25 protein-coding genes are annotated in these 24,140 nt (G+C 42.4%); 19 read left to right on the top strand and 6 right to left on the bottom strand.

The features are described from left to right. Positions 1-136 precede the first annotated feature (136 nt). Positions 137-1,078, top strand: coding sequence for a hydroxypyruvate isomerase family protein (locus AC1DU2_RS25040; protein ID WP_477356954.1), 942 nt, complete (start codon positions 137-139; stop codon positions 1,076-1,078). 1 nt (position 1,079) lies between these two features. On the opposite strand, the gene AC1DU2_RS25035 is transcribed toward AC1DU2_RS25040, so the two are convergent. Further along, positions 1,080-1,556: a hypothetical protein gene (locus AC1DU2_RS25035; protein ID WP_477387764.1), complete on the bottom strand. Its 477-nt coding sequence runs from the start codon at positions 1,554-1,556 to the stop codon at positions 1,080-1,082. A gap of 25 nt (positions 1,557-1,581) precedes the next feature. Further along, the gene (locus AC1DU2_RS25030) at positions 1,582-2,496 is read right to left on the bottom strand and encodes a hypothetical protein (protein ID WP_477387762.1); all 915 of its coding nucleotides are present in this window, start codon (positions 2,494-2,496) and stop codon (positions 1,582-1,584) included. A gap of 117 nt (positions 2,497-2,613) precedes the next feature. Here AC1DU2_RS25030 and AC1DU2_RS25025 point away from each other — a divergent pair, with 117 nt between their 5' ends. Then, entirely contained in the window at positions 2,614-3,771 is a 1,158-nt protein-coding gene (locus AC1DU2_RS25025) for a M28 family metallopeptidase (protein WP_477387760.1), read from the top strand. A gap of 250 nt (positions 3,772-4,021) precedes the next feature. Beyond that, entirely contained in the window at positions 4,022-4,240 is a 219-nt protein-coding gene (locus tag AC1DU2_RS25020; protein ID WP_090649425.1) for a hypothetical protein, read from the top strand. A 76-nt stretch (positions 4,241-4,316) separates the two neighbouring features. Here the strand turns inward: AC1DU2_RS25020 and AC1DU2_RS25015 are convergent, their stop codons facing one another. Beyond that, positions 4,317-5,054 (bottom strand): DUF5020 family protein, encoded by a 738-nt coding sequence (locus AC1DU2_RS25015; protein ID WP_477387758.1) that lies wholly within the window; start codon positions 5,052-5,054, stop codon positions 4,317-4,319. Positions 5,055-5,215: 161 nt separating this feature from the next. Here AC1DU2_RS25015 and AC1DU2_RS25010 point away from each other — a divergent pair, with 161 nt between their 5' ends. After that, entirely contained in the window at positions 5,216-6,385 is a 1,170-nt protein-coding gene (locus AC1DU2_RS25010; RefSeq protein ID WP_477387756.1) for a hypothetical protein, read from the top strand. 112 nt (positions 6,386-6,497) lie between these two features. Further along, positions 6,498-6,791 (top strand): hypothetical protein, encoded by a 294-nt coding sequence (locus tag AC1DU2_RS25005; protein WP_477356968.1) that lies wholly within the window; start codon positions 6,498-6,500, stop codon positions 6,789-6,791. 5 nt (positions 6,792-6,796) lie between these two features. Here the strand turns inward: AC1DU2_RS25005 and AC1DU2_RS25000 are convergent, their stop codons facing one another. After that, positions 6,797-7,342: a CYTH domain-containing protein gene (locus tag AC1DU2_RS25000; protein ID WP_477356970.1), complete on the bottom strand. Its 546-nt coding sequence runs from the start codon at positions 7,340-7,342 to the stop codon at positions 6,797-6,799. Positions 7,343-7,462: 120 nt separating this feature from the next. Between AC1DU2_RS25000 and AC1DU2_RS24995 the strand changes: the two genes are divergently transcribed. The 5 genes from AC1DU2_RS24995 (at position 7,463) to AC1DU2_RS24975 (ending at position 15,872) form a co-directional block, all read left to right on the top strand. Further along, complete coding sequence (locus AC1DU2_RS24995) at positions 7,463-8,404, top strand: hypothetical protein (protein ID WP_477387754.1); 942 nt, start codon at positions 7,463-7,465, stop codon at positions 8,402-8,404. A 65-nt stretch (positions 8,405-8,469) separates the two neighbouring features. Further along, positions 8,470-10,938 (top strand): ABC transporter permease, encoded by a 2,469-nt coding sequence (locus AC1DU2_RS24990; RefSeq protein ID WP_477387752.1) that lies wholly within the window; start codon positions 8,470-8,472, stop codon positions 10,936-10,938. Positions 10,939-11,084: 146 nt separating this feature from the next. Beyond that, on the top strand, positions 11,085-12,041 hold the full coding sequence (locus tag AC1DU2_RS24985; RefSeq protein WP_477387750.1) for a hypothetical protein: 957 nt from the start codon (positions 11,085-11,087) through the stop codon (positions 12,039-12,041). 239 nt (positions 12,042-12,280) lie between these two features. After that, positions 12,281-15,007, top strand: a complete 2,727-nt coding sequence (locus AC1DU2_RS24980; protein ID WP_477387748.1) for a carboxypeptidase regulatory-like domain-containing protein — start codon at positions 12,281-12,283, stop codon at positions 15,005-15,007. 460 nt (positions 15,008-15,467) lie between these two features. Next, a complete protein-coding gene (locus AC1DU2_RS24975; RefSeq protein WP_477387746.1) occupies positions 15,468-15,872 on the top strand; it encodes a DUF1761 domain-containing protein in 405 nt (134 codons plus the stop codon). 159 nt (positions 15,873-16,031) lie between these two features. Here AC1DU2_RS24975 and AC1DU2_RS24970 read toward each other — a convergent pair whose 3' ends face one another. Beyond that, complete coding sequence (locus tag AC1DU2_RS24970; protein WP_477387744.1) at positions 16,032-16,463, bottom strand: DUF6526 family protein; 432 nt, start codon at positions 16,461-16,463, stop codon at positions 16,032-16,034. Between the two features lie 232 nt (positions 16,464-16,695). Between AC1DU2_RS24970 and AC1DU2_RS24965 the strand changes: the two genes are divergently transcribed. Both AC1DU2_RS24965 and AC1DU2_RS24960 read left to right on the top strand, forming a co-directional pair. Beyond that, a complete protein-coding gene (locus tag AC1DU2_RS24965; RefSeq protein ID WP_477387742.1) occupies positions 16,696-17,559 on the top strand; it encodes an aldo/keto reductase in 864 nt (287 codons plus the stop codon). An 86-nt stretch (positions 17,560-17,645) separates the two neighbouring features. Beyond that, on the top strand, positions 17,646-18,071 hold the full coding sequence (locus AC1DU2_RS24960) for a hypothetical protein (RefSeq protein ID WP_477356986.1): 426 nt from the start codon (positions 17,646-17,648) through the stop codon (positions 18,069-18,071). A gap of 117 nt (positions 18,072-18,188) precedes the next feature. Here the strand turns inward: AC1DU2_RS24960 and AC1DU2_RS24955 are convergent, their stop codons facing one another. Beyond that, entirely contained in the window at positions 18,189-18,479 is a 291-nt protein-coding gene (locus tag AC1DU2_RS24955) for a YciI family protein (protein WP_477356988.1), read from the bottom strand. A 199-nt stretch (positions 18,480-18,678) separates the two neighbouring features. Between AC1DU2_RS24955 and AC1DU2_RS24950 the strand changes: the two genes are divergently transcribed. The 7 genes from AC1DU2_RS24950 to AC1DU2_RS24920 all read left to right on the top strand — a co-directional run bounded on the left by AC1DU2_RS24950 (position 18,679) and on the right by AC1DU2_RS24920 (position 23,768). Continuing rightward, on the top strand, positions 18,679-19,845 hold the full coding sequence (locus tag AC1DU2_RS24950) for a galactokinase (RefSeq protein ID WP_477356990.1): 1,167 nt from the start codon (positions 18,679-18,681) through the stop codon (positions 19,843-19,845). 104 nt (positions 19,846-19,949) lie between these two features. Continuing rightward, positions 19,950-20,486, top strand: coding sequence for an RNA methyltransferase (locus tag AC1DU2_RS24945; RefSeq protein ID WP_477387839.1), 537 nt, complete (start codon positions 19,950-19,952; stop codon positions 20,484-20,486). An 82-nt stretch (positions 20,487-20,568) separates the two neighbouring features. Then, positions 20,569-21,237, top strand: a complete 669-nt coding sequence (locus AC1DU2_RS24940) for a YdeI/OmpD-associated family protein (RefSeq protein ID WP_477387740.1) — start codon at positions 20,569-20,571, stop codon at positions 21,235-21,237. A 341-nt stretch (positions 21,238-21,578) separates the two neighbouring features. Further along, complete coding sequence (locus tag AC1DU2_RS24935) at positions 21,579-21,902, top strand: ArsR/SmtB family transcription factor (protein WP_477387738.1); 324 nt, start codon at positions 21,579-21,581, stop codon at positions 21,900-21,902. 17 nt (positions 21,903-21,919) lie between these two features. Then, entirely contained in the window at positions 21,920-22,342 is a 423-nt protein-coding gene (locus AC1DU2_RS24930) for an SRPBCC family protein (protein WP_477387736.1), read from the top strand. A 330-nt stretch (positions 22,343-22,672) separates the two neighbouring features. Then, positions 22,673-23,245, top strand: coding sequence for a Crp/Fnr family transcriptional regulator (locus AC1DU2_RS24925; protein WP_477387734.1), 573 nt, complete (start codon positions 22,673-22,675; stop codon positions 23,243-23,245). Between the two features lie 85 nt (positions 23,246-23,330). Next, a complete protein-coding gene (locus tag AC1DU2_RS24920) occupies positions 23,331-23,768 on the top strand; it encodes a carboxymuconolactone decarboxylase family protein (RefSeq protein ID WP_477387732.1) in 438 nt (145 codons plus the stop codon). Positions 23,769-24,140: the final 372 nt, after the last annotated feature.

Raw genomic sequence — 24,140 nt, 5'->3', positions numbered from 1 at the left:
ACTGATTTAAAGTAATATAAATTTCAAATACTACTATGTAATCATAAACGGTATTAAACTGAGATATTTTTGATTTTTTACTTTTGAATTTTGCCTTCAATAAAACTATCTTGCCTGCTCAAACCAACCAAGGCCTATGAAACGCAGAAACTTTGTGCAAAGCTCGATGCTTGCAGGTGCATCATTATTAAGTACCGGTGTATTAAATGCAGCCACAATTACCGGCTGTGCCGATCCGGCTGGCGTAACAACCACCGCAGCCGATAAGCCTTTCAATCTTAATTATGGCATTCACGATGGGATGTTTAAAAACCACGCCGGCGATAATTTTGTTGAGCAGATAAAATTTGCCTACGATAAAGGCTTTCGCTCTATTGAGGATAATGGCATGAGCCACCGTACCGAAGATGAGCAGAAAAAAATTGGCGACACCCTGGCCAAACTCGGCATGGCTATGGGCGTTTTTGTTCAGCCGGGTTTGGGTAATGACAGCAACATGCTGGCATCAGGCAAGGCCGACCAACTGGAGAAATTTATTGCATCGTGCAAGCAGGCGGTTGAGATTGCCAAACGTATTAACAGCAAACTGGTAACTGTTGTACCCGGCGATTTTGTACGCAACCTGCCCATTGGCGTGCAAACCGGCAATGTGATAGAGGCCATTAAAAAAGGTACTGCCATTTTAGAACCCCACGGCGTTATTATGGTGCTGGAGCCACTAAGCGACAACCCCGATCTGTTTTTGCGCACTCCCGACCAGGCTTACGCCATTTGTAAAGCCGTAGGCAGCCCATCATGCAAAATATTGTACGATATGTACCACGTACAGCGCAACCAGGGCAACATCATCCCTACCCTTGATTTGGTTTACGACGAAATAGGTTACTATCAAATTGGCGATAACCCCGGCCGTAAAGAACCCGGTACCGGCGAGGTAAACTATAAAAACATTTTCAAACACATTTATAACAAAGGCTACCGCGGCGTTTTAGGCATGGAACACGGCACCGCCGGGCAAGGAAAAGAAGGCGAACTGGCGTTAATAAAGGCTTACAGGGAAGCTGATAGTTTTATGTAGATCAATATTCTTTTATTTGTTTTAGATAATTTTCGATTTGTTTATCATTGAATGATTTGCCCAGCAGCGCGTAAATGCTGTTTATCAATTTATCATTATTCCTGCCGCCCGACCATAAAGAAAACTCATGCGAAGTTCCGTTTTTAAACTTACCATACACGGTCATACCATCTAACATCGGTTTGTCCCACTTCTCAAATTTATACACGTTTAAAATTCGCCATAAGGAGTCGGTTTGTTTATTTTCAGTGTTTATGCTTTTGGCATAAATGTTCCGGGCGCTATCGTTACTAAAAAGCTTCAGATCGATAATACTTGAATCGGAAAACCTAAGGATAGTAACTTTTGATGAGGCGATAAACGCCGGACTAAAATAAACTACTAAAGTGTCAACATGTGGATTGCGCGTTACAGCCTTCCTGCTACAAGCCATCGAAACAAAAATTATCAGAAAAAGCCCCAACGCAAACCTGTTCATAAGTCTTTTAGAATTAAATACACCATCACGCCGTAAACCGCCCCCTCAACTCCCGCCCTATCCCCATAAAACTGCGCTGATTAAGCGGAAACTCCAATATCACATGCGCCAGGCTCAGGATATACAACCAGCGTATCCCCAGGTTATAATTGTAAAAATACAGGCCTACCGATGCCAGCCACAAAATACCAATAATTGTTGCGCGGGTAATGGTAATGCGGTGCCAGTTAATTACGCTTGTTTTGGCAAACCAGTTGATATAGTGATAGGTGTAAGCAAAGGCAATAAAGCGGGTGAGTATAATACTGGTTTTGTTATTGTACAAATCGATGGTTTTACTGCGCAGGGTTGTGGTGTTCAAATTTGCAAAATGCCCGTAGTTACGCATGGCCCATTGCGCCGGGGCGTTGTGCAAACCGGTAAATAATACGCACAACAATACCGGGCAAATTAAAAAGGTAAAAAATGCCAGGTAGCCCGAAAAATCTTTGTTTTTTAATGCCCCCAACAGCAAAAAAGATCCGGTAAAAACATAAACATGGATGAGCGTAGGCAGGTACAAGCCAAAAATAGTGCGCAGTATATTGTTGGTGAGTAAAAAATAGCCGAGCGCAATAATTACCGCAAAAGCAACAATGCGCATAATTGCTCCAGGAATTACCAGCAATATGAACGACAGGCCAAACGCGTAGTAAATAACGTAGGGATATGGCAGTTTAAGCAAAACAGCAATAACCACCACCCCGGCAATAAACAAAGGGTCGTACTTTTTGAGGGTAAAATATCGTTTGCCATTTAGCCACGATATTTCGGTAAAATAATGCAGTGGGCCAAGCGTGGCGTAGGATATCAGCACCAACTCAAACGGAATAACAATAGCCAGGCATGCAGCAGCAAGCATGCCTAATATATTGTAATAATTTATCCTCGTTAAGTTCATTGGTTCACTGGTTCATTAGTTCATTGGTGGTTGCGGCTTTGTGTAGGGCAAGTTAGTTTTATCAGGGGCAATTGATGTGCATCCGCAAAAATTAAACAAATTACATAATTTTAGGCAATGAAATTTAAACTTACCTTATTACTCCTTTTTATCTCGGGTACCACGTTTGCGCAAGATAGCCTGTTTGCCCGTAAACTGGTAGATACACTTACCTCGCCATACTTTTGGGGGCGTGGTTATACCCATGATGGCGTGCACAAGGCCGCAGCATTTATATCGGTACAGTTTAAAAGCTATGGTGTAAAACCAATAGCGGGCAAAAATTACCTGCAGGAGTTTAGCTACCCGGTTAATATTTTCCCCGGCAAAATGGATGTTACCATCAATGGCATTAAGCTTGTGCCCGGCAAGGAGTTCATTGTAAGTCCCGATAGCCGGGGCGCCACCGGCACGGGCAAGCTGGAACAAACTGACAGCACGCATTTTGTGGACAGGCAAAACAGGGTTATTGTATCGCTGGAAGATAAACTCACCTGGTCTGTTGAAGGTAAGGTGCTTGATTTTACCGTGATACAGGTTGATAAAAAAGCGCTGAAGCAGTTACCAGCTTCATTCACCGTAGCTATAGAAAACCAACTCATCCCTGATTTTAAAACTGCAAATGTTTGTGGCGTGGTAAAGGGTACCGTTAAGCCCGATTCTATCATCGTAATTACCGCCCACTACGATCATTTAGGCGGCATGGGCAGCAATACTTACTTCCCCGGGGCCAATGATAATGCCAGCGGACTTACCCAGATGCTAAGCCTGGCTAAATACTATGCCGCCAATCCACAGCCGTATACCATGGCTTTTATTGCCTTTTCGGGCGAGGAGGCTGGTTTACTTGGCTCAAAATACTTTACCGAAAATCCGTTGATCGACCTTAAAAAAATTCGCTTTTTAATAAACCTTGATCTTAACGGCACCGGCATCGATGGAATAACCGTGGTAAACGCCACCGTTTACCCAAATGAATTTGCCGCCATGGAGCAGATCAATAACGATAATCACTACTTTGTTAAAGTGACCAAACGGGGTAAAGCGGCCAATAGCGATCATTATTTATTTACCGAAAAAGGCGTGCCTGCATTTTTTATTTACACACTGGGCGGCATAAAAGCCTACCATGATGTATTTGATATAAGCGCGACACTCCCGTTAAACAAGTACCGGGACCTTTTCAGCCTCATTGTTAAATTCAATAGTGCGTTAATGCAAAACGCAAAGCCATAATGTTGAAATAGTACGTTCAGTTTACTTAAAACTGTCTTTTAAATATATTTAGTTTCTTAACAGACGTCATTAAACCGGCCAAGTCTATTTTTTATTAACAATGCATTAAATGTGTTAACAAATTATTTATGCTAACTATTTTGAATTAAAATTTTTTAATGCATGTTTACACTGTAAAACCAATTATGAGTAAGCCGAAAACAATTTGGCATTAATGAGGTTAACTTAAATTAAACAAAAAGAACTTATCATGGCAACAGAAAAAGGAAGCGGAATTACCGCGTATTCAGTGAAAACCAAAACTAAGAATGTACCAATGGTTGATCCTGTGATCGACATTAAATCTGGAAGGTACATTGCTACCGGTACGGATGGTGCAGGTAACAAAATGGCTGCTATCATGGGCAAAGCCACTGCCGAAGAGCATATTGCCAATGGTAACGCTAAAAAAGGTACTGGTTGGGCTTAATATTTTATTAACCGCAAAAGCCCTGGTTTGAGTTATGCTTAAACCAGGGCTTTTGTAGTTTAACACCCCGTGTTTTTTAAAGCTTAAACCTAAGTGCCACAGTTGGGTAAAGCTGGAAAACATTATCGGGAGCAGTTACATGGTAGTATAACAAAGCCCTTGTGCCGGCGCCCACAGTTTTATTAATGTTGAACCATAGCTGCGGTTCGCCAAAAAAACAAAAGCGTTTACCCCTTAGATTTTGGGTAGCTGCGTCGCCCTGATTTTTGCTGAGGGTGTATAACTCAAAATCGCCGGCAAATTCAACCTTGTAGTTCCAAAAGCCTTTGCCCCAGTAAAAGGAATACATCAAATCGTTACTTGCCTTTTTCATGGCATTATAAGTATAACTTAAGGTGTTGCTGAAAAAAGCCCCCTTCCAGGTAAAGGCATAGGTTGGGCCAACGGAGAATGCATTATTAATGTAATAGCTATATTGCTTTGGCTCGGTTACGCCAAGCCCGCCACTGTATTGTACTGCAATGTTTATTTTAGGCTTCCAAAACCTGAAGCTTTGCGAAGCCTGAATAAACGACTGAGCTATGTTACCCTGCTGCCCCCGCATATCTGTTTGTACCTTTAAAAAAAATGCGCCCGGCTTAAAAAAAGCGGATGTACTATCCTGCGCTTTAAAATACTCAAAATACAATGAGCAAAAGTTTTTGGGATTGCGGTCGGGATCTACCGTGTGCCGCAAGTCGTAATGCAACTGGAGGATTTGCGCGAATGCCCCACTGTAAAAAACACAACAAATGAACAACAATCTGAATTTCATGATACTGTGTGCTAAATTTGATAAAATTGACTTTTTAAAAACACCACCTTTTGCGGCCTGTTGGTAAAGATGTTTTGATGTATTTTAGAAGGGCGTAATTGCAGCGTAATTTTGGCGTAATTCTGAATCCGGAATTACAAAAAATTACAAATCAACACTTTATGACAACATCAGATTTTTCGGTTTTCGCGGCATTATTTAAGGAAGCTTACCAAAAATGTTTTGGCCGGCATCTTACCGACATTATCCCCGAAACAGAAAGCAAGATTTTCTGTAATAATGTGGAGGAACAAACAGGCCTCACCATTGGCTGGAAGAGTGTTAAAAATTATTCGATATTTATTTTAGATGGCAACGCGGCAAAGCAGGAAAACCCATCAACTGCTACATTAGATACCCTTGCCCGCTACGTACTTAAAGCACCACGCATATCCGAAATTCAGCGCAAAAACAACGAAAGTCATCACCCTTATTGGTTCCTGTACCGCAAACAATTTCAGCAAACGGTGCAACAACAAACCGCTATAAAGCCAACCGGCAAAGTTGTAGTGTTGCTTGCAGGGCTGGCGACAGTTTTAATTTTAGCCCTTTTTATATACCCGCGTTCCGCAACCCGGTCATTTACCGATACCTTCAGGGATGTAAGCGATAAAGCAATTGCCAATAATGGCTGGTTTGTGCAGGCAAAAAAAACATGGTACTGGAACAAAAAGGACGAGCAACCAGGTGCACTGTCCTTATTTACCCTTAATGGCGATAACTGGCCCAGCCCCGATGCTAAACCCGGCATATCAAATTTATTGCTTCGAAAAATAAGCGCTGATTGCTTTACCGCCGAAATTCACCTGGATAATTTTATCCCCCGGCAGGAATGGCAGCAGGCAGGTATTTTGCTACTGGAAGATACAACGTTTACCGGCAAAAGCATTCGCCTGTCGTTAGCCTATAATRATTACTTTGGCGGCTATAGGCGGCCGCATGAAATATTGGTGCAGGCTATTACCTACCTGGGCAACGGTTTTGGAAAACCAGAAGAGATAGCGCATACCCCGGTTGTCCTGTTAAACGACAGCACACGTAATAACCCTGTTATTCTTAACAATCTTCAAAACTCTGCTTTACGCATAGAAAAGCATGGCAAAACCTTCCGTTTCCTGTATGCCGGTGGTATTAGGCCCAACGGGGCCTTTAAGCAAGTGGCAAGCCAGGACTTTGAAATACAGCCCCGGTACATCGGTATTTTTGCCATAAGCGGTTTTGTAAAGGGCACCGCAGCCATACCGGCACGCTTTACTTATTTTGCGCTAAGCACTGATAATTGCAACAGGTAGCGTAGCTTGCCTTAAGTAAAACTACGTACGCCCAAATGGGTTAAAACACCTATTTCAGCATTTTTCTTTTTGCTTTAATTTTATCGCACCTGATTAATTAAAGTTTTTAACCATGGCTGTACGTATTCTTTGCATTAAAACCGATGAAACGCCGCACGATAATCCGTATGTGGCAATTGATTCGCTGGAGTGGATTAACGAGCGAATAAACGTTAAAGGGATAACCGAACGTGCTAAACTTTACGACTGGATAAAGAACGAGGACGGTGAAGCCTATATTATTGACCAGCATGGCAATAAAACCTGCCTGATACCGGCCCTTTGCCCCAAAGGCAACAAATATGTTAAAACCATCAGCGGCGATCCTGACACGGATATTTTACTGGGTTTGCCCGAGTGCGCCTGATGTTGCTACCATTGGCTAAATGGCATTACCGATAAATTTGAATTGTAATACCTTGCATCGCCGCTAACCTCGGTGGTAACCCATGGTGGCAGGATAAATTTTTCGTCTTCGCTTTCCAGTTCAATTTCGGCAACCAGCAGGCCTTTATTATCGCCTAAAAACTCGTCTACTTCCCACACCTTGCCGCCAACATCAATCCGATACCTGCGTTTTTTTAGCTCGGATATGGCAAAATTATCCAACAGCTCTTCGCCATCAACGGCAGGGATTGGATATTCATACTCTAACCTGCTTAAGCCGGTAGTACCTCCTTTTATGGTAATAAAACCCTCATCAGGTGTTACGCGCACCCTGATAGTTTTGCCTGGTTCGCTTAAAATATAGCCTTGCCTAAAGTAGGTACCTATTGGCTTTGGCATTTGCTGCCATTGATTGTTGTCAACTAAAAATTTACGTTCTATTTCAACTCCCATGTATCTGCGTTTTATATATTTAACTATGTTGCCGGCTATTGGTTTTAAATTATCATATACTATAAACAGTCTATGCATTAATTTAACTGTTAACGGGGCTTAGCTTTAGGCTTTGCGCCTTCTGCTTTTAGCTTAACCGCGGGCAAATATTATTTTATTAAATCAATAACCTATATTTAAAACCAAATCCTTTACCTGATGATAACAAAAACCAAGCTACCTGTATTACTGCTAACACTTTTAATATTCTTTGACCTTGCCTGTAAACATCCTCTTGTTGTTAAACATAACGGCGAAAAAGACCTGATATCATTTAAACCTGTATGGGGAGTAGCTTATTCCGAAATTTCGCGACTTACAGCAAACGGACTTTCGTTCACAAACTATGGTTACCAGATGGAGCCTCAATGGCGTATCAACTTTGTATCCAACGATTCGGCAAGTATCTATAGCCCAACAAAGGGAAAATTCATCAACTTTCCGTTAACACGGGGCTACGATTCCATTTTTAATACCGCGCGTACCTGGCTCAAAGTAAAAGCAATGAACCGGGATAGCCTGAAACTGGAAATGATTAACTCCTATGGCGATACCGTTGATACCCGCGGGGAAAAATTGTATATGACCTTTTATGCCGATGATTACATTAAAAATAGCTTGCACACCGATACCACGATGTTAAAAAGACCCAATCGCAAAGACTCGCTCTTCATCAGGGCGTTATCCGATGCGGCTAACAAAGACTACACCAAAGCATTTGCAGCCCGGCAGCCTGCTTTTTTAACCAGTACAAGCCCTCGGGTTAAGGTAAAAAAATGGGTTGCCGAGGGCGATCTGCTTAATCACTTCGATACATCTGATGATTATATGAACCCAACCTTTGATGTTGCTATCAGCAAAGCTTATGCTGATTTTTACTATTCATTCAGCGTGTATATTGATTCGGATGGGCAAATGCATTATAATCAGCCGCTCATCCCCTTTCTTGGCCAATCCTTAAAGGACAACTACATACGGCAATCTACCGCCGTCATGAACAGCTATTTAAAACATTACCTCAAAGTTACACCGGGCAAAACATTGAATATGCTGCATACCAGCGAAATTAACATTCATGTGCAGGGAATAACAGGAATTTAATGACAGACGTCCAATAAACCCTTTAATTTAGCGTTAACCATCAAACCTATAATCAGTTAACAGCCATGATAAAAACTTACCTCAAATCAGCTGTCCGGAATTTCTGGCGTCATAAACTTTTCACGCTCATCAACATCATCGGCTTATCTGTAGGCATAAGCGCCGCACTGGTTATATACCTCGTAGTACATTTTGATTTTACTTTTGATAAATTTCATGAGGACGGCGACCGCATTTATCGCGTTGTAACCAGTTATACATTGAATGGCAATTTATCTTACAGCAGCGCATCGCCTGTACCATTGGCCGATGCTGCAAAAAAAGAAGCAACTGGGATAGAAAACGCTGCCCCCTTTGAAACCATAGCGCACCTTGATGTCGTAATCCCCAACAGCCAAACCGCCGGCACGCGTTACAAAGAGCAGGACGATATGATTTATGCCGATGAACGTTATTTTAATATGTTCAACTATCACTGGCTGGCCGGCTCGGCCCAAACGGCTTTAACCGGAATTAACCAGGTGGTATTAACAACGGCCAGGGCCAAACTATATTTTCCCAACCTTTCGCCTGCCGAAGTGGTGGGTAAAACAATTATTTACGACAGGCACTATGATCAGCAAACTTCCGTGGTTACTGGCATTGTTGAGCAACCTGTCGGCAACACAGATCTAGCCTTTCATGATTTTATTTCATATCACACTTTTAAGGCAGTCAAAACCCTGCAATATAAAATTACCGATTGGTACCCCAATACAAATTTAGCCTGGGACCAGTATTTTATAAAAACAGCATCAGGTGTAAATCCTACATCGATCGAAAAACAGCTAAATGCAATATTAAAGGTACATACTACTGCCGATAAGCAATTTAATCGTTCATCTTACCAGTTGCACTTACAGCCACTTGGCGATATGCATTTTGATAGTCGGTACGGTATATTTTATAACCGGCCAACATCCAATAAGTCAACTTTATATGGTTTAATAGCAATTTCCACCATGTTACTTTTGTTAGGTTGCATCAATTTCATCAACCTAACAACAGCACAGGCTACCCAACGGGCAAAAGAAATAGGCATCCGCAAAACATTGGGCAGTAGCCGTAAGCAACTGGTATTCCAGTTTATTTTAGAAACCTTTTGCATCACAGTATTGGCTGTTATGATATCAGCCGTAGTTAGTCCTGTTTTGTTAAAAGCATTTTCGGGCTTTACACCGGCAGGGCTTAAGGTCGATTTTACCCATCCGGACATTATCCTGTTTTTGCTTTGTTTAACTGTAGTGGTAAGCTTGCTTGCAGGCTTTTACCCAGCCAAAGTACTGTCTGGATACAAAACCCTACAGGTACTTAAAAACCAATCGGGTAACGATAACTCACAAAACAGGAACTCTTTTTTACGTAAAACACTAACCGTTACCCAGTTTGTTATAGCTCAGTTTTTTGTAATGGTAACAGTTTTGGTGAGCAAACAAGTATACTACGCGCTAAATAAAAACCTCGGGTACAAAAAAGATGCTATCCTGATTATTGAAACTCCATGGCAAAACCGGTCGATTCAGGTTCAATATCTTTTCAGGGATAAATTAATGGCAATTCCGCAGGTTAAACAGTTAAGCATGGGTATAGATGCACCTGCATCCAATTATACAGATATGGAGCAGGCCACCTACAACGATGGTAAAAAAGAAATTAAAACAGATGTATTACCTAAGTTTGGAGATGAAAACTACACCCAAATATATCACTTAAAGTTATTAAAAGGCCGAACGCTGGAACAACGCGATACATTGAGCGGCTTGATCATCAATGAAACTTATGCCAAAGTTATTGGCTTTAAAAACCCGGCAGGTGCAATTGGAAAAGCTATATCCTTTCATGGCGACCACCGCCAGGTAGTTGGCGTGCTTTCTGACTTTTACCAATCGTCACTACATGATGCCATTAAGCCAGTTATATTGCTTATACAACCCGGACAGTATTTTAACCGTATTTTTCACATTGCCTTAAACCCGCAAGCCGCCCCCGGCGATTGGGAAAAAGCCATAACAGCCATGCATAGCGCATGGAAACAAACCTACCCCGAACAGGACTTCAATTACCATTTTTTTGATGAAAATATCGCCCGTTTTTATGAAAGCGAGCAACGCACCTCTACCCTGCTTAGCTGGGCAACCGCATTATCTATTCTCATTAGCTGCCTGGGCCTTTTGGGCCTTACCATTTACACCACAAACCAACGCACTAAAGAAATTGGTATCCGCAAGGTTGTAGGTGCCTCGGTTGGCCAGATAGTGGCTTTACTTTCAAGGGAACTGGTACTGCTAATATTGCTTGCGTTTGTCTTGGTAACGCCAATAACCTGGCTGGCCATGAACAAATGGATGCAAAGCTTTGCCGACCGCACTCCCATTAGCTGGTGGATATTTGCCGAGAGCGGCGGCGGGATGCTTATTGTAGGCGTCATTACGTCAAGCTTCCAAACTGTCAAAGCAGCAATAGCCAATCCCATAAAAAGCCTTAAAAGCGAGTAGTTAATTTCATCAGTTCAGTGCTTTATTCGTTCATTGGTAAACCATTTTGAAATAAATGGGAAGAAATATTTCGTCCGAAACTCAAACCTTCAAAATCCAAAAGTCCGTTTTAGCTGTTTATTGAATTATATATATCTTTAAGGCGTATGCTATCTATCAATATAAAAACAATAAAACTGGCTGGTTTTATACTCTTTACTTTCATCTCGCTTGCACAAATGGGTTGCGGCGGCCCGGGTAATAAAAAAAAAGAATTAATAGATTTTAAGCCTTACAACGGCATCAACTATTCTGAAGTAAAACGCAGGCAAAAAAACGGGCTATCGTTTAACGAATATGGCTACCAGCTGGAGCCGCAGTGGAAGCTTAAATTTGAATCGGACGATTCGGTGAGTATTTACAGCCCTACCAAAAAAGCGTTCATCAACTTTCCGCTTACCCGCGGATACGATTCTATTTTTAATGCCGCACGCTCCTGGCTAAAGGTGCAAAAAATGACCAAAGACAGTCTTATCCTTGAAATTATTAAGCAAAAAGGCGATTCGCTTGACATCAAAGGCACCAAAGTGTACATGACCTTTTATGCCGATAACTACGTGAAAAATGTATTGCATACCGATACATCAATACTAAGACACCCCAGCCGGCAGGATACTTTGTTTATCCGTTCGCTGGCGGCAAAAGCAAATGCCGATTATAAAAAACAGTTTTCGGCACGGCAACCCGCCCAAATTACAAGCCGCAGCCCACAGGTAACAGTAAGCCGCCGCACTACAAAACCCACTATCGAAAACAATTTCGACCCGTCCGACGACTACCTCGACCCTACTTACGATATCGTGATCAACAAAGCGTACAAAGATTTTTATTATTCATTCACCATGTATATTGATGATAAGGGCGGCATGCATTACGGCATCCCCCTTATTGATCTTGCCATAAGCGGTCCCGAATTTGCCCAGACCTACAACAGGATGGCCAGTGGTATTATGGATAGCTATTTTAAGTTATATCTTAATGTAAAGCCAGGCTCTACGCTGGGTATTGTACATTCAAGCATGATATCTGTACATGTTGAAGGCAAAGTGGCACCTGCCAAATAGCGTTGCTCTGCAGGCGTTTTTTACTACAAAAAGTAACAATCATGTTATTTTCAGTGCTATGCTGCCAAATGGCTTTAACTTTCGCCATGCAAAACAATGCAGCTTAATTTTAAGCGTTCATTGTAAAACACAGTTCAAATCCTGCCAGTTTGTAAAAAAATGTTAAATGCTGTGTGCGCCCGGTATGCAACAGCCCTAAATGTTTATATTAGCCCCGTTAGCCGCTTTATATTATATTAATGATATCAAGAAAATTTTTACTCGTAGCATCGCTGTTTTTATCTTTTGGCTTAGCCGCAATGGCCCAGCAGGATAGTATCCCTATTAATTCCGTTATCGAAAAAACCGCAAAGTATTCCACCTCCTTTCCGATAGAAAAAGTTTACCTGCACCTGGATAAGCCTTATTATGCCGCCGGCGATACTATATGGCTTAAAGCTTATGTAACGGTGGAGAAGCACCAGCCTTCGGCCTTAAGCGGCATTGTTTATGTGGATTTGCTTAACAGCCAGGATTCGGTGATAGCAGGCTTGCGATTACCGTTAAAAAGCGGCTTTGCCAACGGAAACATTACGCTGGATGGCGAAACAATTAAACAGGGCACCTACCGCATAAGGGCATACACCAACTGGATGCGTAATTTTGATGCCGAGTATTTTTATGACCGTACCATAAACATTGGTAACGCTATTGATAATAAGGTAAATACCTTTATCAGCTACAAAAGTTCGGGCAAAAAGGGTGGCATGATTAAGCTCAACGCCAATATTGTTTATAAAGACCCTACAAGTGCGCCTTATGCCGATAAAAAAGTAAGCTGGCAATTGGTACGCAACGGCGACGCCATAGCCAAAGGCAAAGGCACTACCGATGCCAAAGGTAACTTATTGGTTGAACTACCGGAAAATGACGCCCCAACCCTTACTTCAGGATCGCTGGTAACGGCTATTGATATGGGCGACCGCAATTTTATTACCAACACATTTCCGCTAACAGGATCTATAACCAATTTCGATGTACAGTTTTTCCCGGAAAGTGGCCAGTTAACCAATGGCGTGCGCACCAAAATAGCATTTAAGGCTATCAACGCCAAGGGCCTGGGAGCCGATATTAAAGGCAAAATAACCGATGATGCCGGCACCGAGGTGGCCACATTTACATCGGCCCACCTGGGGATGGGTGTATTTGCCATGACGCCCGAGAGTGGTAAGTTATATACCGCCACTGTTACCTTTCCCAATGGGTCATCGGCAGTATACAAGTTACCGAGGGTGCAAAGCATGGGCATAGGCCTTACCGTTAATAACAGCGACGCCGATAATCTTAACATAAAAATAGCAGCCAACGATGTGTTTTTGAAGCGCAAGCAAAACAAAAGCTTTTATCTTGTAGCGCAAAGCGGGGGTGTTATATACTACGCAGCCTCTACCGTATTAAAAGATCTAAGCTATTCGGCAGCTATCCCGAAAGCAAAATTCCCTACCGGTATATTGCAAATCACGTTGTTTTCATCGGGCGGCTACGCGCTATGCCAACGCCTGGTATTTATTCAGCATAACGATCAGCTGAGCCTTAATTTAAAAACCGATAAGCCATCATATACTGTTCGGCAAAATGTAAAAATGTCGGTAACGGCGCTTAACAAAACTGCCCCGGTAATAGGCAGCTTTTCGGTAGCCGTTTTGGATGATGCCACCATCCCATCCGAAGAAAATAACGAGCAAACCATATTAAGTTACATCCTGCTTACATCTGATCTTAAAGGATACATCGAAAAACCCAATTACTATTTTAATAAACCCGACCAGGAAAAATCAGATAATCTTGATGTTTTGATGCTTACCCAAGGGTATACCCGTTTTAATTACGAGGACATCCTGGCCGATAAAAACCCGCCTATTTATACGGCACCTGAGCAGGGCATCGAAGTATCGGGTATATTACGCACCAATACCGGGCTGCCGGTTAGCAAGGGCAGCGTACGCCTGATTGTACCCGATAATAATTTTTCGGCCGAAACCCTCACCGATATGACAGGCAACTTCAAATTTTCGGACGTAATGGTAAGAGATACTTCAAAAATTACCTTGAGTGCCCGCAACAACCCCAACGGCAGAAACATGGTGATAAATGTTAATGGCGAACTTTACCAAAAGGTAAACAAAAACCCCAATGTAGCCGACGAAATTGTGAATATCGATAGCGTTATCCGCCCCTACCTGGAAAACAGCCATAAACAATATCAAAGCTCGAGAGTGCTTAAAGAGGTAGTAATTAAAGCGAAAGCCGTTGTTAAAAAAGCCAGCCACTCCGATTATGGCACATTTGCAGGCTTAAGCCCACAGGCCGATCATGAAATAAACCCCGACCAGCTTAAAGGCTGCCCTATATTGATTAATTGCTTAAGCACCATGGCGCTCGGCTTAACTTATGCCGATAATAACTTTTATGTAACCCGCGATTATAACCAAGGCAACAAAACAACGCCTGTACAAATTTACATCAACAGCGCCCAGATAGATGTTAGCAACCTGGGATCGATGAGCGGCGATGATGTGGAATCGGTAGAGATATTTTTGAACGATGGTTTAAGCGGCATAAACCGGGTAAACGGTACAAAAGGTGTTATGATCATCCACAAAAAAGTGATTAAAACTCAAAAAATTTCGCTGTCGCAATTAATGGCTTTGATACCCAAACAAAACGTAATTACGTTTGCAGTACAAGGCTATAGCAAGGCAAAAGATTTTTACGTACCTAAATACGAAGTTGGCAAAAGCAGCGTAATAGGCCTCGACCTCCGGAATACCATTTACTGGAACCCTAAAATAATTACCGATAAAAATGGCGTAGCCACCTTTAACTTTTACAACAGCGACGCACGCGGCTCATACCGGGCCATTATTGAAGGCCTTGATGGCGACGGTAATTTAGGCAGGCAGGTAATACATTTTAATGTAAAGTAGGTTTATATGACGGCGGGTCGACTCACCCCGACTATGCTACGCCCGTCCGCCCCTAAGTCCGCTTCGCGCGTAGAGGGGGCGACCAAGAAACTAAAAACTGATTTGCACCCTCTTTGCAGCGAGGCCGGAGAGATCGGCCAGCGCAGCATAGCCGGGGTGAGTCTTAACCCGCGTTCGAAGCCTATGCTTGTTTAAAACCAGGCACTTCATAGGTACCAGAAAAATCCCAAGACGCTGAAAGAGGAATAACATCTCGGCGAAAGATTTGCGAAGTTTTAAAAACTTCGCAAGTCTGGATTTCACCATACCACACCCCATAGATAGCGGCGTGGTAAACCGGGTACCATTACTTTCTATTTCGCACTCCCGTAAATCGCTGATCAACACTCGTTATTCCACAAAAAACCTTTGTTGTTTAATCCAAAAACAGATAACTTTAATTACACATAAACTTATCATCATGGATCCTAAATTAATCAACTGGGCTGCTGTTGTGGTGGCTGCTCTCTCCTCATTTTTAGTAGGCGGCATCTGGTATTCGCCAATAATGTTTGCCAAAGCCTGGGTAGCCGACAATAAACTCAATGAGGCCGACTTAAAGGCTGGTAACAAACTCAAAATTTTTGGAATGACCGCCATTTTTTCACTCATCATGGCCGCAAACCTGGCCGCCTTTTTGGCTGATGCAAAAACAGACCTGGCCTGGGGTACAACAGCAGGCGCCCTTGCCGGCATCTGGACATTTAGCGCCATTGCCACCATGAGCCTGTTTGAACTTAAAAGCTGGCGGCTGATATTTATTAATGGCGGCTACAGTTTGGTATCACTAACGCTTATGGGCGCTATTTTGGGAGCCTGGAGGTAAGGGGATGAAAATTCTAAATTCTAAATCCCAAAACCCAAACTCTAAATCCTAAAATCTGAATTCTAAATTCAGTCTTTTAATATCCCGACTCCCAATCTTCGAATTTGGGTTTTAGAATTTAGGATTTGGGGGTTAGAATTTGGGATTTAGAGTTTCAACTTACACCCTATGATGATCGGCCCTCCAGGTTTGGATGGCTTTTTTAATCTCGTCGGGTTTAAGGTTATCTGTCAGTGTTTTTTCAACAAGCTGAACCATTTCCTCATCGGCTGCAAAACGAAGCGCAGCTATCTGGCCTATACTAAGTTTTCTGCTTAACGGCTGGCGTGTAAGTATAAAATAACGCAGGCTTTCTTCGGCGCGTATGGCCCTGTCTTGCGCCTTTAACGGGAAAGTGCGCATCATAATAAAAACAAAAAGCAAACAGATAAATAATAGCAATATCAGCAGCGAGGCCATTAGTCCGCTGGTGCCCCATTGCAATACTACATTTACTATAGCTGATACAACACCGACTAAAAGCAAAAGCGTTAATACATAATGATAACCTGGTGCTAAACGCCTGTGATTGGTAAAATTCTGATCGGTCATGAAGGTTGATTTTTTATGGAAAGATAGCTTTTTTAGTAGCAAGTAGCGAGTATCGTTTAGTATCAAGTAGCGAGTATCAAGTATCAAGACTGCTGCATGAAATCACTACCTTTTTAGTCTGAACAAGGTTTTCTCGGATAAAGATTCTTAATTTAACATAATGCCAACTCAAAACTCAAAACTCAAACAATAAGGGCATAATTGAGTTCAACTTATAATCAACAATAACAATATGGCAACTACAACAAGTTCATTTGAAAAAACTTTCAGTTTAGGGGGCGATTTCAAAATAAACCGCCTGGGATATGGCGCTATGCGCATTACAGGCGCTGGTATTTGGGGGCCACCCAATGATAAAAAAGAGTGCATCCGGGCGCTAAAACGCGCGGTTGAACTTGGCGTAAATTTTATCGATACGGCCGATAGCTACGGGCCCTTTATTTCGGAGGAGTTAATCGCCGAAGCACTTGTACCCTACCCCGCCGACCTGGTTATTGGAACAAAAGGCGGGTTGTTGCGTACAGGCCCAAATGAATGGCCAATTGATTCATCGCCCGCGCATTTAACGCAGGCCCTTGAAGGAAGCCTTAAGCGCCTTAAACTGCAAAGGATTGACCTGTACCAACTGCACCGCATTGACCCGAAAGTGCCCGCCGAAAAATCATTTGAGGTGTTACAAAAAGCGCAGCAGGATGGCAAAATTAAACACATCGGCTTATCTGAGGTAAGTGTGCAGGATATAAAACTGGCACAACAATTTTTTGAAGTGGTATCGGTACAAAACATGTACAGCGTTGATAACCGCAAATGGGAGGCTGAACTGGAGTACACACGCGAACATAATATTGCCTTTATTCCCTGGTTCCCGCTTGGTGGCGGCAATGTAAAAGGCGAAGAGGTATTGCAACGCGTCGCCGCTAAACATGGCGCAACCATTCACCAGGTTGCTTTAAGCTGGTTACTGCACCATTCGCCAAATATATTGCTCATCCCAGGTACCTCCAGCGTAAAACATTTGGAAGAAAACATGAAAACAGCCGACATTCAATTATCTGAAGATGATATGGATGTGCTGAACAGCCTTGGCGAATTGTAATTAATTTGCTATTTAAGGCTAAAAGCAAAAGGATGTGGTTAATTTTACCGCATCCTTTTGTTTTGTATTAAAGTGATACCCTGCACATGAAAACTAAAGAAGAAATACTAAACAGCTTTTACACCACCAGCGCCGATGGTGTGCCCGAAATATCAGCTCCCGATTTACTAAAAGCCATGGAAGCTTATAAACAGCAAAGCCTTGCTGATGCATTTACCGGCGCCCGCAAACTTAAGGACGAATTTGCCCCCATACCCGATTACCAGTTTAAAAATCTGGAAGATTATATCAAAAGCACCGAAATTAAAGTTGTTAAAAACGATAAAGATGAACTAAGCGAACAAATAGCTTTAGTTGCCGATAGCGTACTCCCCAATTTTTTACCCGATGACCCTGCAGTAACCGAATTTGCGTTCGATTTTAACATGATGGGCATTGGCTACACCGCATTTTACACTAAAGATACCGATGGCTACTGGCAAATGAACCGCTGGAGAGTGGGAAGGGAATAGTTCTTAGTATTAAGTAGTAAGTATCAAGTATCAAGATTTTCACGTTCAGATGAAGATATTTAAATTAGCTGCGCGTTGCAGCGGTCTTACTACTTGATACTTACTACTTGATACTACCTAAATAACCGCTACTTTAATAGGTTTCACATCTACAGATTCCCAAACGTTTTGGGTTACGTAAGGCTCGGCCAGTTTCCAGGCATCTAATTGCTCTTCCGATTCAAATTGTAGCATCATTACCGAGCCTATCATATTGCCCTCGTCGTTCAAGAAGGCTGCGGCGGCAATAAAATTGCCGTTTGCTTTAAGCTCCTTTACCCCATCAAGGTGATGTGGGCGTACATTCATGCGGCGTTCAGGGGCGCCTTCGTCGGTATAATCGTAACCGGTAACCAGGTATTGTTTCATAAGTTTTAAATTTTGGTAAAATCAACTGATTAGGTTGGTTTGTGTTTTTGCCGGATGTAAAGCTATAAAATTAAAAATCCAGCAGAAACCTCAATATTCCTAATAAAAATTTGATGTTTTTTGAAATTAATTTAAATTTATAAATGTAAACTTGACAATTTTTACAATATTTGTTTCCCAATTGTAATATAACCTAATAATGAAGAATAATCTGCACCAGGAATTTATCAACATCTTTAATAAAGAAGCCGACAACGCCTATTTTTCACCAGGGCGTGTAAATCTTATCGGCGAGCATATCGACTATAACGGGGGCCTGGTTATGCCCTGTGCCATCACTTTTGGTACTTACCTGTTAACGTCGCCCAATGAGGATGGGGTTTTCCGTTTCAGAAGTTTAAATTTTAGCGAGCAACAAGATACCCCTTTACAGGCATCCTACGAAAAAGTGGGCGAAACCTGGTTTAATTTCCCAATTGGTGTAATCAACAGCTTTATACAGGAAGGCCATGATTTACAAGGCCTTGACATGCTTTTTTATGGTGATATCCCCATCGGTTCGGGCCTGTCATCGTCGGCCTCTATCGAGGTGGTAACTTCTTTCGCATTGAATGATATTTTTAATAGCGGTTACAGCAAACTTGATTTGGTTAAACTGTCCAAATCTGTCGAGAACAACTTTATTGGCGTAAACTGTGGTATTATGGATCAGTTTGCAGTTGCCTTTGGCGAAAAAAACAAAGCCCTGATGCTGAACTGCGACACCCTTGATTACGAAGCAGTTGACAGTAACCTGGGCGAATACGTGCTGGCCATCATCAATACCAACAAGCCCCGCAAACTGGCCGAATCAAAATACAATGAACGCGTAGAAGAGTGTCAAACCGCTTTAAAAGCATTACAGCAGGAATTGAACATCAACTACTTATGCGACATCGATGCCGAAACCTTCGGCAAATACCAGCACCTTATTACCAACCCTACCGTACTTAAACGCGCCAAACACGTTATTGAAGAAAACGACCGGGTAAAACTTGCAGCCAAAGCATTAGCCGGCAACAACCTGGATGAATTTGGCCGCCTGATGTATGCCTCCCACGATTCGCTGCGCGATTTATACGAGGTAAGCGGTATTGAACTGGATACCGTTGCCGAATACAGTAAAACCAATCCCAATGTAGCCGGAGCCCGCATGACAGGCGCAGGCTTTGGCGGCTGTGCAATAGCCTTAGTAAAAGGCGATGCCTTTGAAGACTATAGCAAAGGCGTTACCGAATACTATACCCGCAAAATAGGTTACGCACCATCGGTATATAGCTCATTAATAGGCAATGGCGTGGGCTTGCTAAACGAAGTGGTTATTTAAGCTATTAATCGATACTTTTGCGCTCCAATGGTTCATTAGTTCATTAACCCGTCATAAAAGACCAATGAACTAATGAACCAAGGAACTAATGAACCACCATGGAGATTCGCAAATTAAAATTAGATGAGCTAAACCGGGCTTCGGTTGATGAATTTAAAGAACAAGCCAAACTGCCGGTTGCCGTAGTGTTGGATAATGTGCGCAGCATGCACAATATCGGCTCCATCTTTCGTACTTCAGATGGTTTTGCTGTTGAGCAAATTTGTCTTTGCGGCATCACCGCCCAGCCCCCGCACCGCGAAATTGAAAAAACTGCCCTGGGTGCCACCCTATCCGTAAACTGGACTTATTACGAAACCCCGCTGCAAGCTATTGAAAAATTGCGTAGCGAAGGCTACCTTATTATTGCCATAGAGCAGGCAGAAAACAGCACCATGCTCAATGAATTCGCCCCCGATGCCACACAAAAGTATGCCCTCATATTTGGCAACGAAGTAAACGGCGTAGGCGACGAGGTTATGCAAACCATAGACGCCTGTATCGAAATCCCCCAGTTTGGCACAAAACATTCGTTCAATATCGTAGTATCAGCTGGTATTGTGCTGTGGGATTTTTTTGCCAAGCTGGCTATTGGTTCATAGACCATGATTCATGGTTTTCTTTTAAGTTTGTAACAACAGTTCTTTTATCTTGATACTTGATACTAACTACTTGATACTAATCATGAATCCTCTATCCAAAAAGCTCCAGATAAAACCCAATTCGCGTTGGTTATTGCATAATTCACCGGCTAATTTCCTGGATAGCTTACTGCCGCTGCCCAGTGATGTAGAAATTGCTTTTAATACAACCGGAAATTTTAACGGGATACTTTTATTTGTAACCAACAGCCAGGAACTGGCATCCGAACTTAAAGCAATTGCCCCGGTACTAAATGATGAGGCTGTTTTCTGGATCATCTTTCCCAAAAAGACTTCTAAAATCCCCGCCGACCTAGAGATGATGAGCAGCTGGAACGAACCGTCCGTTTATGGCTTGCGCCCGGTAGCATCTGCCGCAATAAATGAAACGTGGACTGCCCTGCGTTTTCGCCCGCAGGATAAGGTAAAAGTATCCGAAGGACGCAATGATGGCATTCGCAACAATGAGCACAGCGCCTATATTGATGTTGATAATAAGATTGTTACCCTACCCGATTATATAAAAAGCACCCTTGCACAACATTCCCCGGCAATGGCTTGGTACCAGCAGTTATCATACAGTAACAAAAAAGAATATGTGCTTTGGATACTAACCGCCAAACAGGAAAAAACCCGCGACGAACGTTTGGCCAAAATGATAGATATGCTATTGAACAAAAAGAAAAACCCATCCGACAAACAAGTTATTTAAAGCTTTCAAATGCTTAATAATCAATAATTTATATTTAACTAAACTACCTTTTCATATACTGTTGCCCCTCGTTGCAGTCCTTTTGAAACCCCTCCCGACGCCCTATAGCCAACCTGTTATGCACCTTCTGTGGTGATAGTAATCCAAACTCGATTTTAACATCGGAATTCGATTAATATTGATGGTTCCCCGGTATTATCAAGAGCTATATATAGCTTTTTATAATGCGATAATACTCCGAAAAAAATCGTCATAACATTTTTTTTCAGCCAACTCTTGCGTAACCATTTGGTTTCACATATATTTGTAACCAAATGGTTTCATATAGCCGTTTTTGACATATGCACCGAGACGTTTTTAAAGCCATTGCCGATCCTACACGCCGCGAGATCATTAACCTGATTGCCCACCAAAGCATGAACCTGAACGCTGTGGCCGATAACTTTGAGATGAGCCGACCCGCGGTATCCAAACACATCAAAATATTGACGCAATGCGGCTTACTGGTGATTAAGCAACAAGGCCGCGAACGCTACTGCAGAGCCGACCTGAAGCAATTGAAAGAAGTTACCGACTGGGCCGAACAGTACCGTCGTTTTTGGACAAACAAGCTGGATGCCCTTGACGCATTTTTAACCAACGAACAAAATACACCATCGATATAAACCAAAATTAAAAAACTATGAATACAGAACCTTTTGTAATTGAGCGCATTTACAAAGCCCCCATCAGCAATGTTTGGGCAGCTATTACCGATGTTAATAAAATGGCGGATTGGTATTTTAAATTAGCCGATTTTAAACCCGTAGTTGGCTTTGAGTTTGAATTTACAGGTGGCGACGGCACCAAGGAGTTTTTACACAAGTGTAAGGTTACCGCGGTGGTTGACGGTAGCAAAATTACCCACAGTTGGACATACGATGGCTATGAAGGCTATTCGGAAGTAACCTGGGAGTTATTCCCGGAAGGCGACGGAACCCGCCTTAAACTTACGCATACAGGCTTGGAAACCTTCCCCAATATACCATCATTCAAACGCGAAAACTTTGTGGCCGGCTGGACACATATTACTGGCATATCGTTGAAAGAATACCTGGAAAAATAAATTCAAACGATAAGCATTGGAATAGTGGTCTGTGAGGACACATACCGCGGAAGCAAAAACAACCTATTACCATTTGCCGATGCCTGTGTCCTCACAGGCATCTACCCTGTATATATTCGGGGCAACCTGCTCAAACCAACGGGCAATCGGATAGCGGTTTGTGAGGACACAGATCGCGGGAATGGGAAATGAACAACATATTTCTCTGCCAGACTTCCGAAGTTTTAAAACGGCGAAGCCCTCAACGAGCCAAAAACAATATTATCGAGTTAAACTTCGGAAGTCTTTGTCATCCCTTTTGTAATCAACTATTAACCTGTATAATTGTATGTGCAATCTACCCTTACAAACCATATTAAAAAATTTGTTCAGCTTACTGCGGATGAGGAACAGCTGATTAATGCAGCGGTCACCGTAAAAGCGGTTAAGAAAAAATCATTTCTGCTGGAACCAGACCATGTTTGTAAGGAACTTTTTTTTGTAAGTAAGGGCTGCCTTCGCCTGTATTTCATCAACAAAAAACTGAATGAACAAACTACCTTGTTTGCCATTGAAAATTGGTGGATGACCGATTTTGACAGTTTGGAAAGCGGCCGCCCTTCCTACTACTATATCCAGGCGATTGAGGACACGGAAGTTATCAGCATCAGCAAAAACAAACAGGAGGAGCTTTTTGAAACTGTGCCTAAACTGGAACGTTACTTCAGGATAGTACAACAACGGGCTTTTAGCGCAACCCAAACACGTATCAAATACATTTACGGCATGAGCGACGAAGAACGCTATCGCCACTTCAGCAGCCTGTTCCCTGCATTTATGCAACGTGTGCCTCAATATATGCTGGCATCGTACCTGGGTTTTACGCCGCAGTTTATGAGTAAAATAAGGGCAAAAAAAGTTTAGCTATTCTGTATTTTCTTAATCTTGATTCATTTTTTGAGGCCTGTTTTGTTGCCACCTTTGGGGTATTAAAACAATACAACACAAAATGAAAACAAGAGTAAGTATCGGTAAAACCGACCCGGAAGCCTACAAAATATTAGTAAACCTTGATCAATACGTTGCCAAAGGCATAGTAAGCAAAACCCACCGCGAACTGATCAAGATCCGCGCATCGCAAATAAACGGTTGTGCCTTTTGTATAGACATGCATACCAAAGACGCCCGCAAGGCAGGCGAAACCGAGCAACGCATTTACGCCCTGAACGCCTGGCGCGAAACACCATTTTTCACCGAAGAAGAGCGGGCCATCCTTGCTTTAACCGAAGAGGTAACCCTGATACAAAACCATGTATCTGATGCTACCTACGAAGCTGTTGTAAAGGTTTTGGATGAAGCTTATATAGCACAAGTAATCCTGGCTATCATCGCCATAAACGCATGGAACAGGCTTGCTATATCAACCGGGATGGAGCCGAGTTTGTAAGGAATATTCACAATATGTCATTGCGAGCGATAGCGTGGCAATCTCTTTGCCAATACGTGGCGAACCTTGCAGGTTCGCTATGTAATGCGACGAGATTGCTTCGTTCCTTATAATGACGTGTTTGTACGTTGTAGACTGTCAATATCAAATATCCGTCATTGCCTTTAGATTAGCTTTAACAAAATAGTATAGGTTATTATTATTGTTGAAGCTTTCTTTTTGCTTCTTTTTCTTTGTTAATAACCTTGATTTTTGTGGATAAAGTTAACAACGGTAAGGGTGCATTATCGTCATTGCCAGGCTTGAAGGCCTATGCCTCGATTGAATCCCTTACCGTTTGTTTTAAACTGTGGCGTTTGTTTTAAACTGTGG

It is taken from the genome of Mucilaginibacter sp. P4_C11, from assembly GCF_056402115.1.
The sequence above is the reverse complement of the archived record's forward strand: the minus strand, read 5'-3'. Positions and strand labels throughout refer to the sequence as shown.

What these genes read in the sequence shown, in the direction of transcription:
- AC1DU2_RS25040 (WP_477356954.1), top strand. Translation starts at nt 137, where the DNA reads ATGAAACGCAGAAACTTTGTGCAAAGCTCGATGCTTGCAGGTGCATCA.
- AC1DU2_RS25035 (WP_477387764.1), bottom strand. Translation starts at nt 1,556, where the DNA reads ATGAACAGGTTTGCGTTGGGGCTTTTTCTGATAATTTTTGTTTCGATG.
- AC1DU2_RS25030 (WP_477387762.1), bottom strand. Translation starts at nt 2,496, where the DNA reads ATGAACTTAACGAGGATAAATTATTACAATATATTAGGCATGCTTGCT.
- AC1DU2_RS25025 (WP_477387760.1), top strand. Translation starts at nt 2,614, where the DNA reads ATGAAATTTAAACTTACCTTATTACTCCTTTTTATCTCGGGTACCACG.
- AC1DU2_RS25020 (WP_090649425.1), top strand. Translation starts at nt 4,022, where the DNA reads ATGGCAACAGAAAAAGGAAGCGGAATTACCGCGTATTCAGTGAAAACC.
- AC1DU2_RS25015 (WP_477387758.1), bottom strand. Translation starts at nt 5,054, where the DNA reads ATGAAATTCAGATTGTTGTTCATTTGTTGTGTTTTTTACAGTGGGGCA.
- AC1DU2_RS25005 (WP_477356968.1), top strand. Translation starts at nt 6,498, where the DNA reads ATGGCTGTACGTATTCTTTGCATTAAAACCGATGAAACGCCGCACGAT.
- AC1DU2_RS25000 (WP_477356970.1), bottom strand. Translation starts at nt 7,342, where the DNA reads ATGCATAGACTGTTTATAGTATATGATAATTTAAAACCAATAGCCGGC.
- AC1DU2_RS24995 (WP_477387754.1), top strand. Translation starts at nt 7,463, where the DNA reads ATGATAACAAAAACCAAGCTACCTGTATTACTGCTAACACTTTTAATA.
- AC1DU2_RS24990 (WP_477387752.1), top strand. Translation starts at nt 8,470, where the DNA reads ATGATAAAAACTTACCTCAAATCAGCTGTCCGGAATTTCTGGCGTCAT.
- AC1DU2_RS24985 (WP_477387750.1), top strand. Translation starts at nt 11,085, where the DNA reads ATGCTATCTATCAATATAAAAACAATAAAACTGGCTGGTTTTATACTC.
- AC1DU2_RS24980 (WP_477387748.1), top strand. Translation starts at nt 12,281, where the DNA reads ATGATATCAAGAAAATTTTTACTCGTAGCATCGCTGTTTTTATCTTTT.
- AC1DU2_RS24975 (WP_477387746.1), top strand. Translation starts at nt 15,468, where the DNA reads ATGGATCCTAAATTAATCAACTGGGCTGCTGTTGTGGTGGCTGCTCTC.
- AC1DU2_RS24970 (WP_477387744.1), bottom strand. Translation starts at nt 16,463, where the DNA reads ATGACCGATCAGAATTTTACCAATCACAGGCGTTTAGCACCAGGTTAT.
- AC1DU2_RS24965 (WP_477387742.1), top strand. Translation starts at nt 16,696, where the DNA reads ATGGCAACTACAACAAGTTCATTTGAAAAAACTTTCAGTTTAGGGGGC.
- AC1DU2_RS24960 (WP_477356986.1), top strand. Translation starts at nt 17,646, where the DNA reads ATGAAAACTAAAGAAGAAATACTAAACAGCTTTTACACCACCAGCGCC.
- AC1DU2_RS24955 (WP_477356988.1), bottom strand. Translation starts at nt 18,479, where the DNA reads ATGAAACAATACCTGGTTACCGGTTACGATTATACCGACGAAGGCGCC.
- AC1DU2_RS24950 (WP_477356990.1), top strand. Translation starts at nt 18,679, where the DNA reads ATGAAGAATAATCTGCACCAGGAATTTATCAACATCTTTAATAAAGAA.
- AC1DU2_RS24940 (WP_477387740.1), top strand. Translation starts at nt 20,569, where the DNA reads ATGAATCCTCTATCCAAAAAGCTCCAGATAAAACCCAATTCGCGTTGG.
- AC1DU2_RS24935 (WP_477387738.1), top strand. Translation starts at nt 21,579, where the DNA reads ATGCACCGAGACGTTTTTAAAGCCATTGCCGATCCTACACGCCGCGAG.
- AC1DU2_RS24930 (WP_477387736.1), top strand. Translation starts at nt 21,920, where the DNA reads ATGAATACAGAACCTTTTGTAATTGAGCGCATTTACAAAGCCCCCATC.
- AC1DU2_RS24920 (WP_477387732.1), top strand. Translation starts at nt 23,331, where the DNA reads ATGAAAACAAGAGTAAGTATCGGTAAAACCGACCCGGAAGCCTACAAA.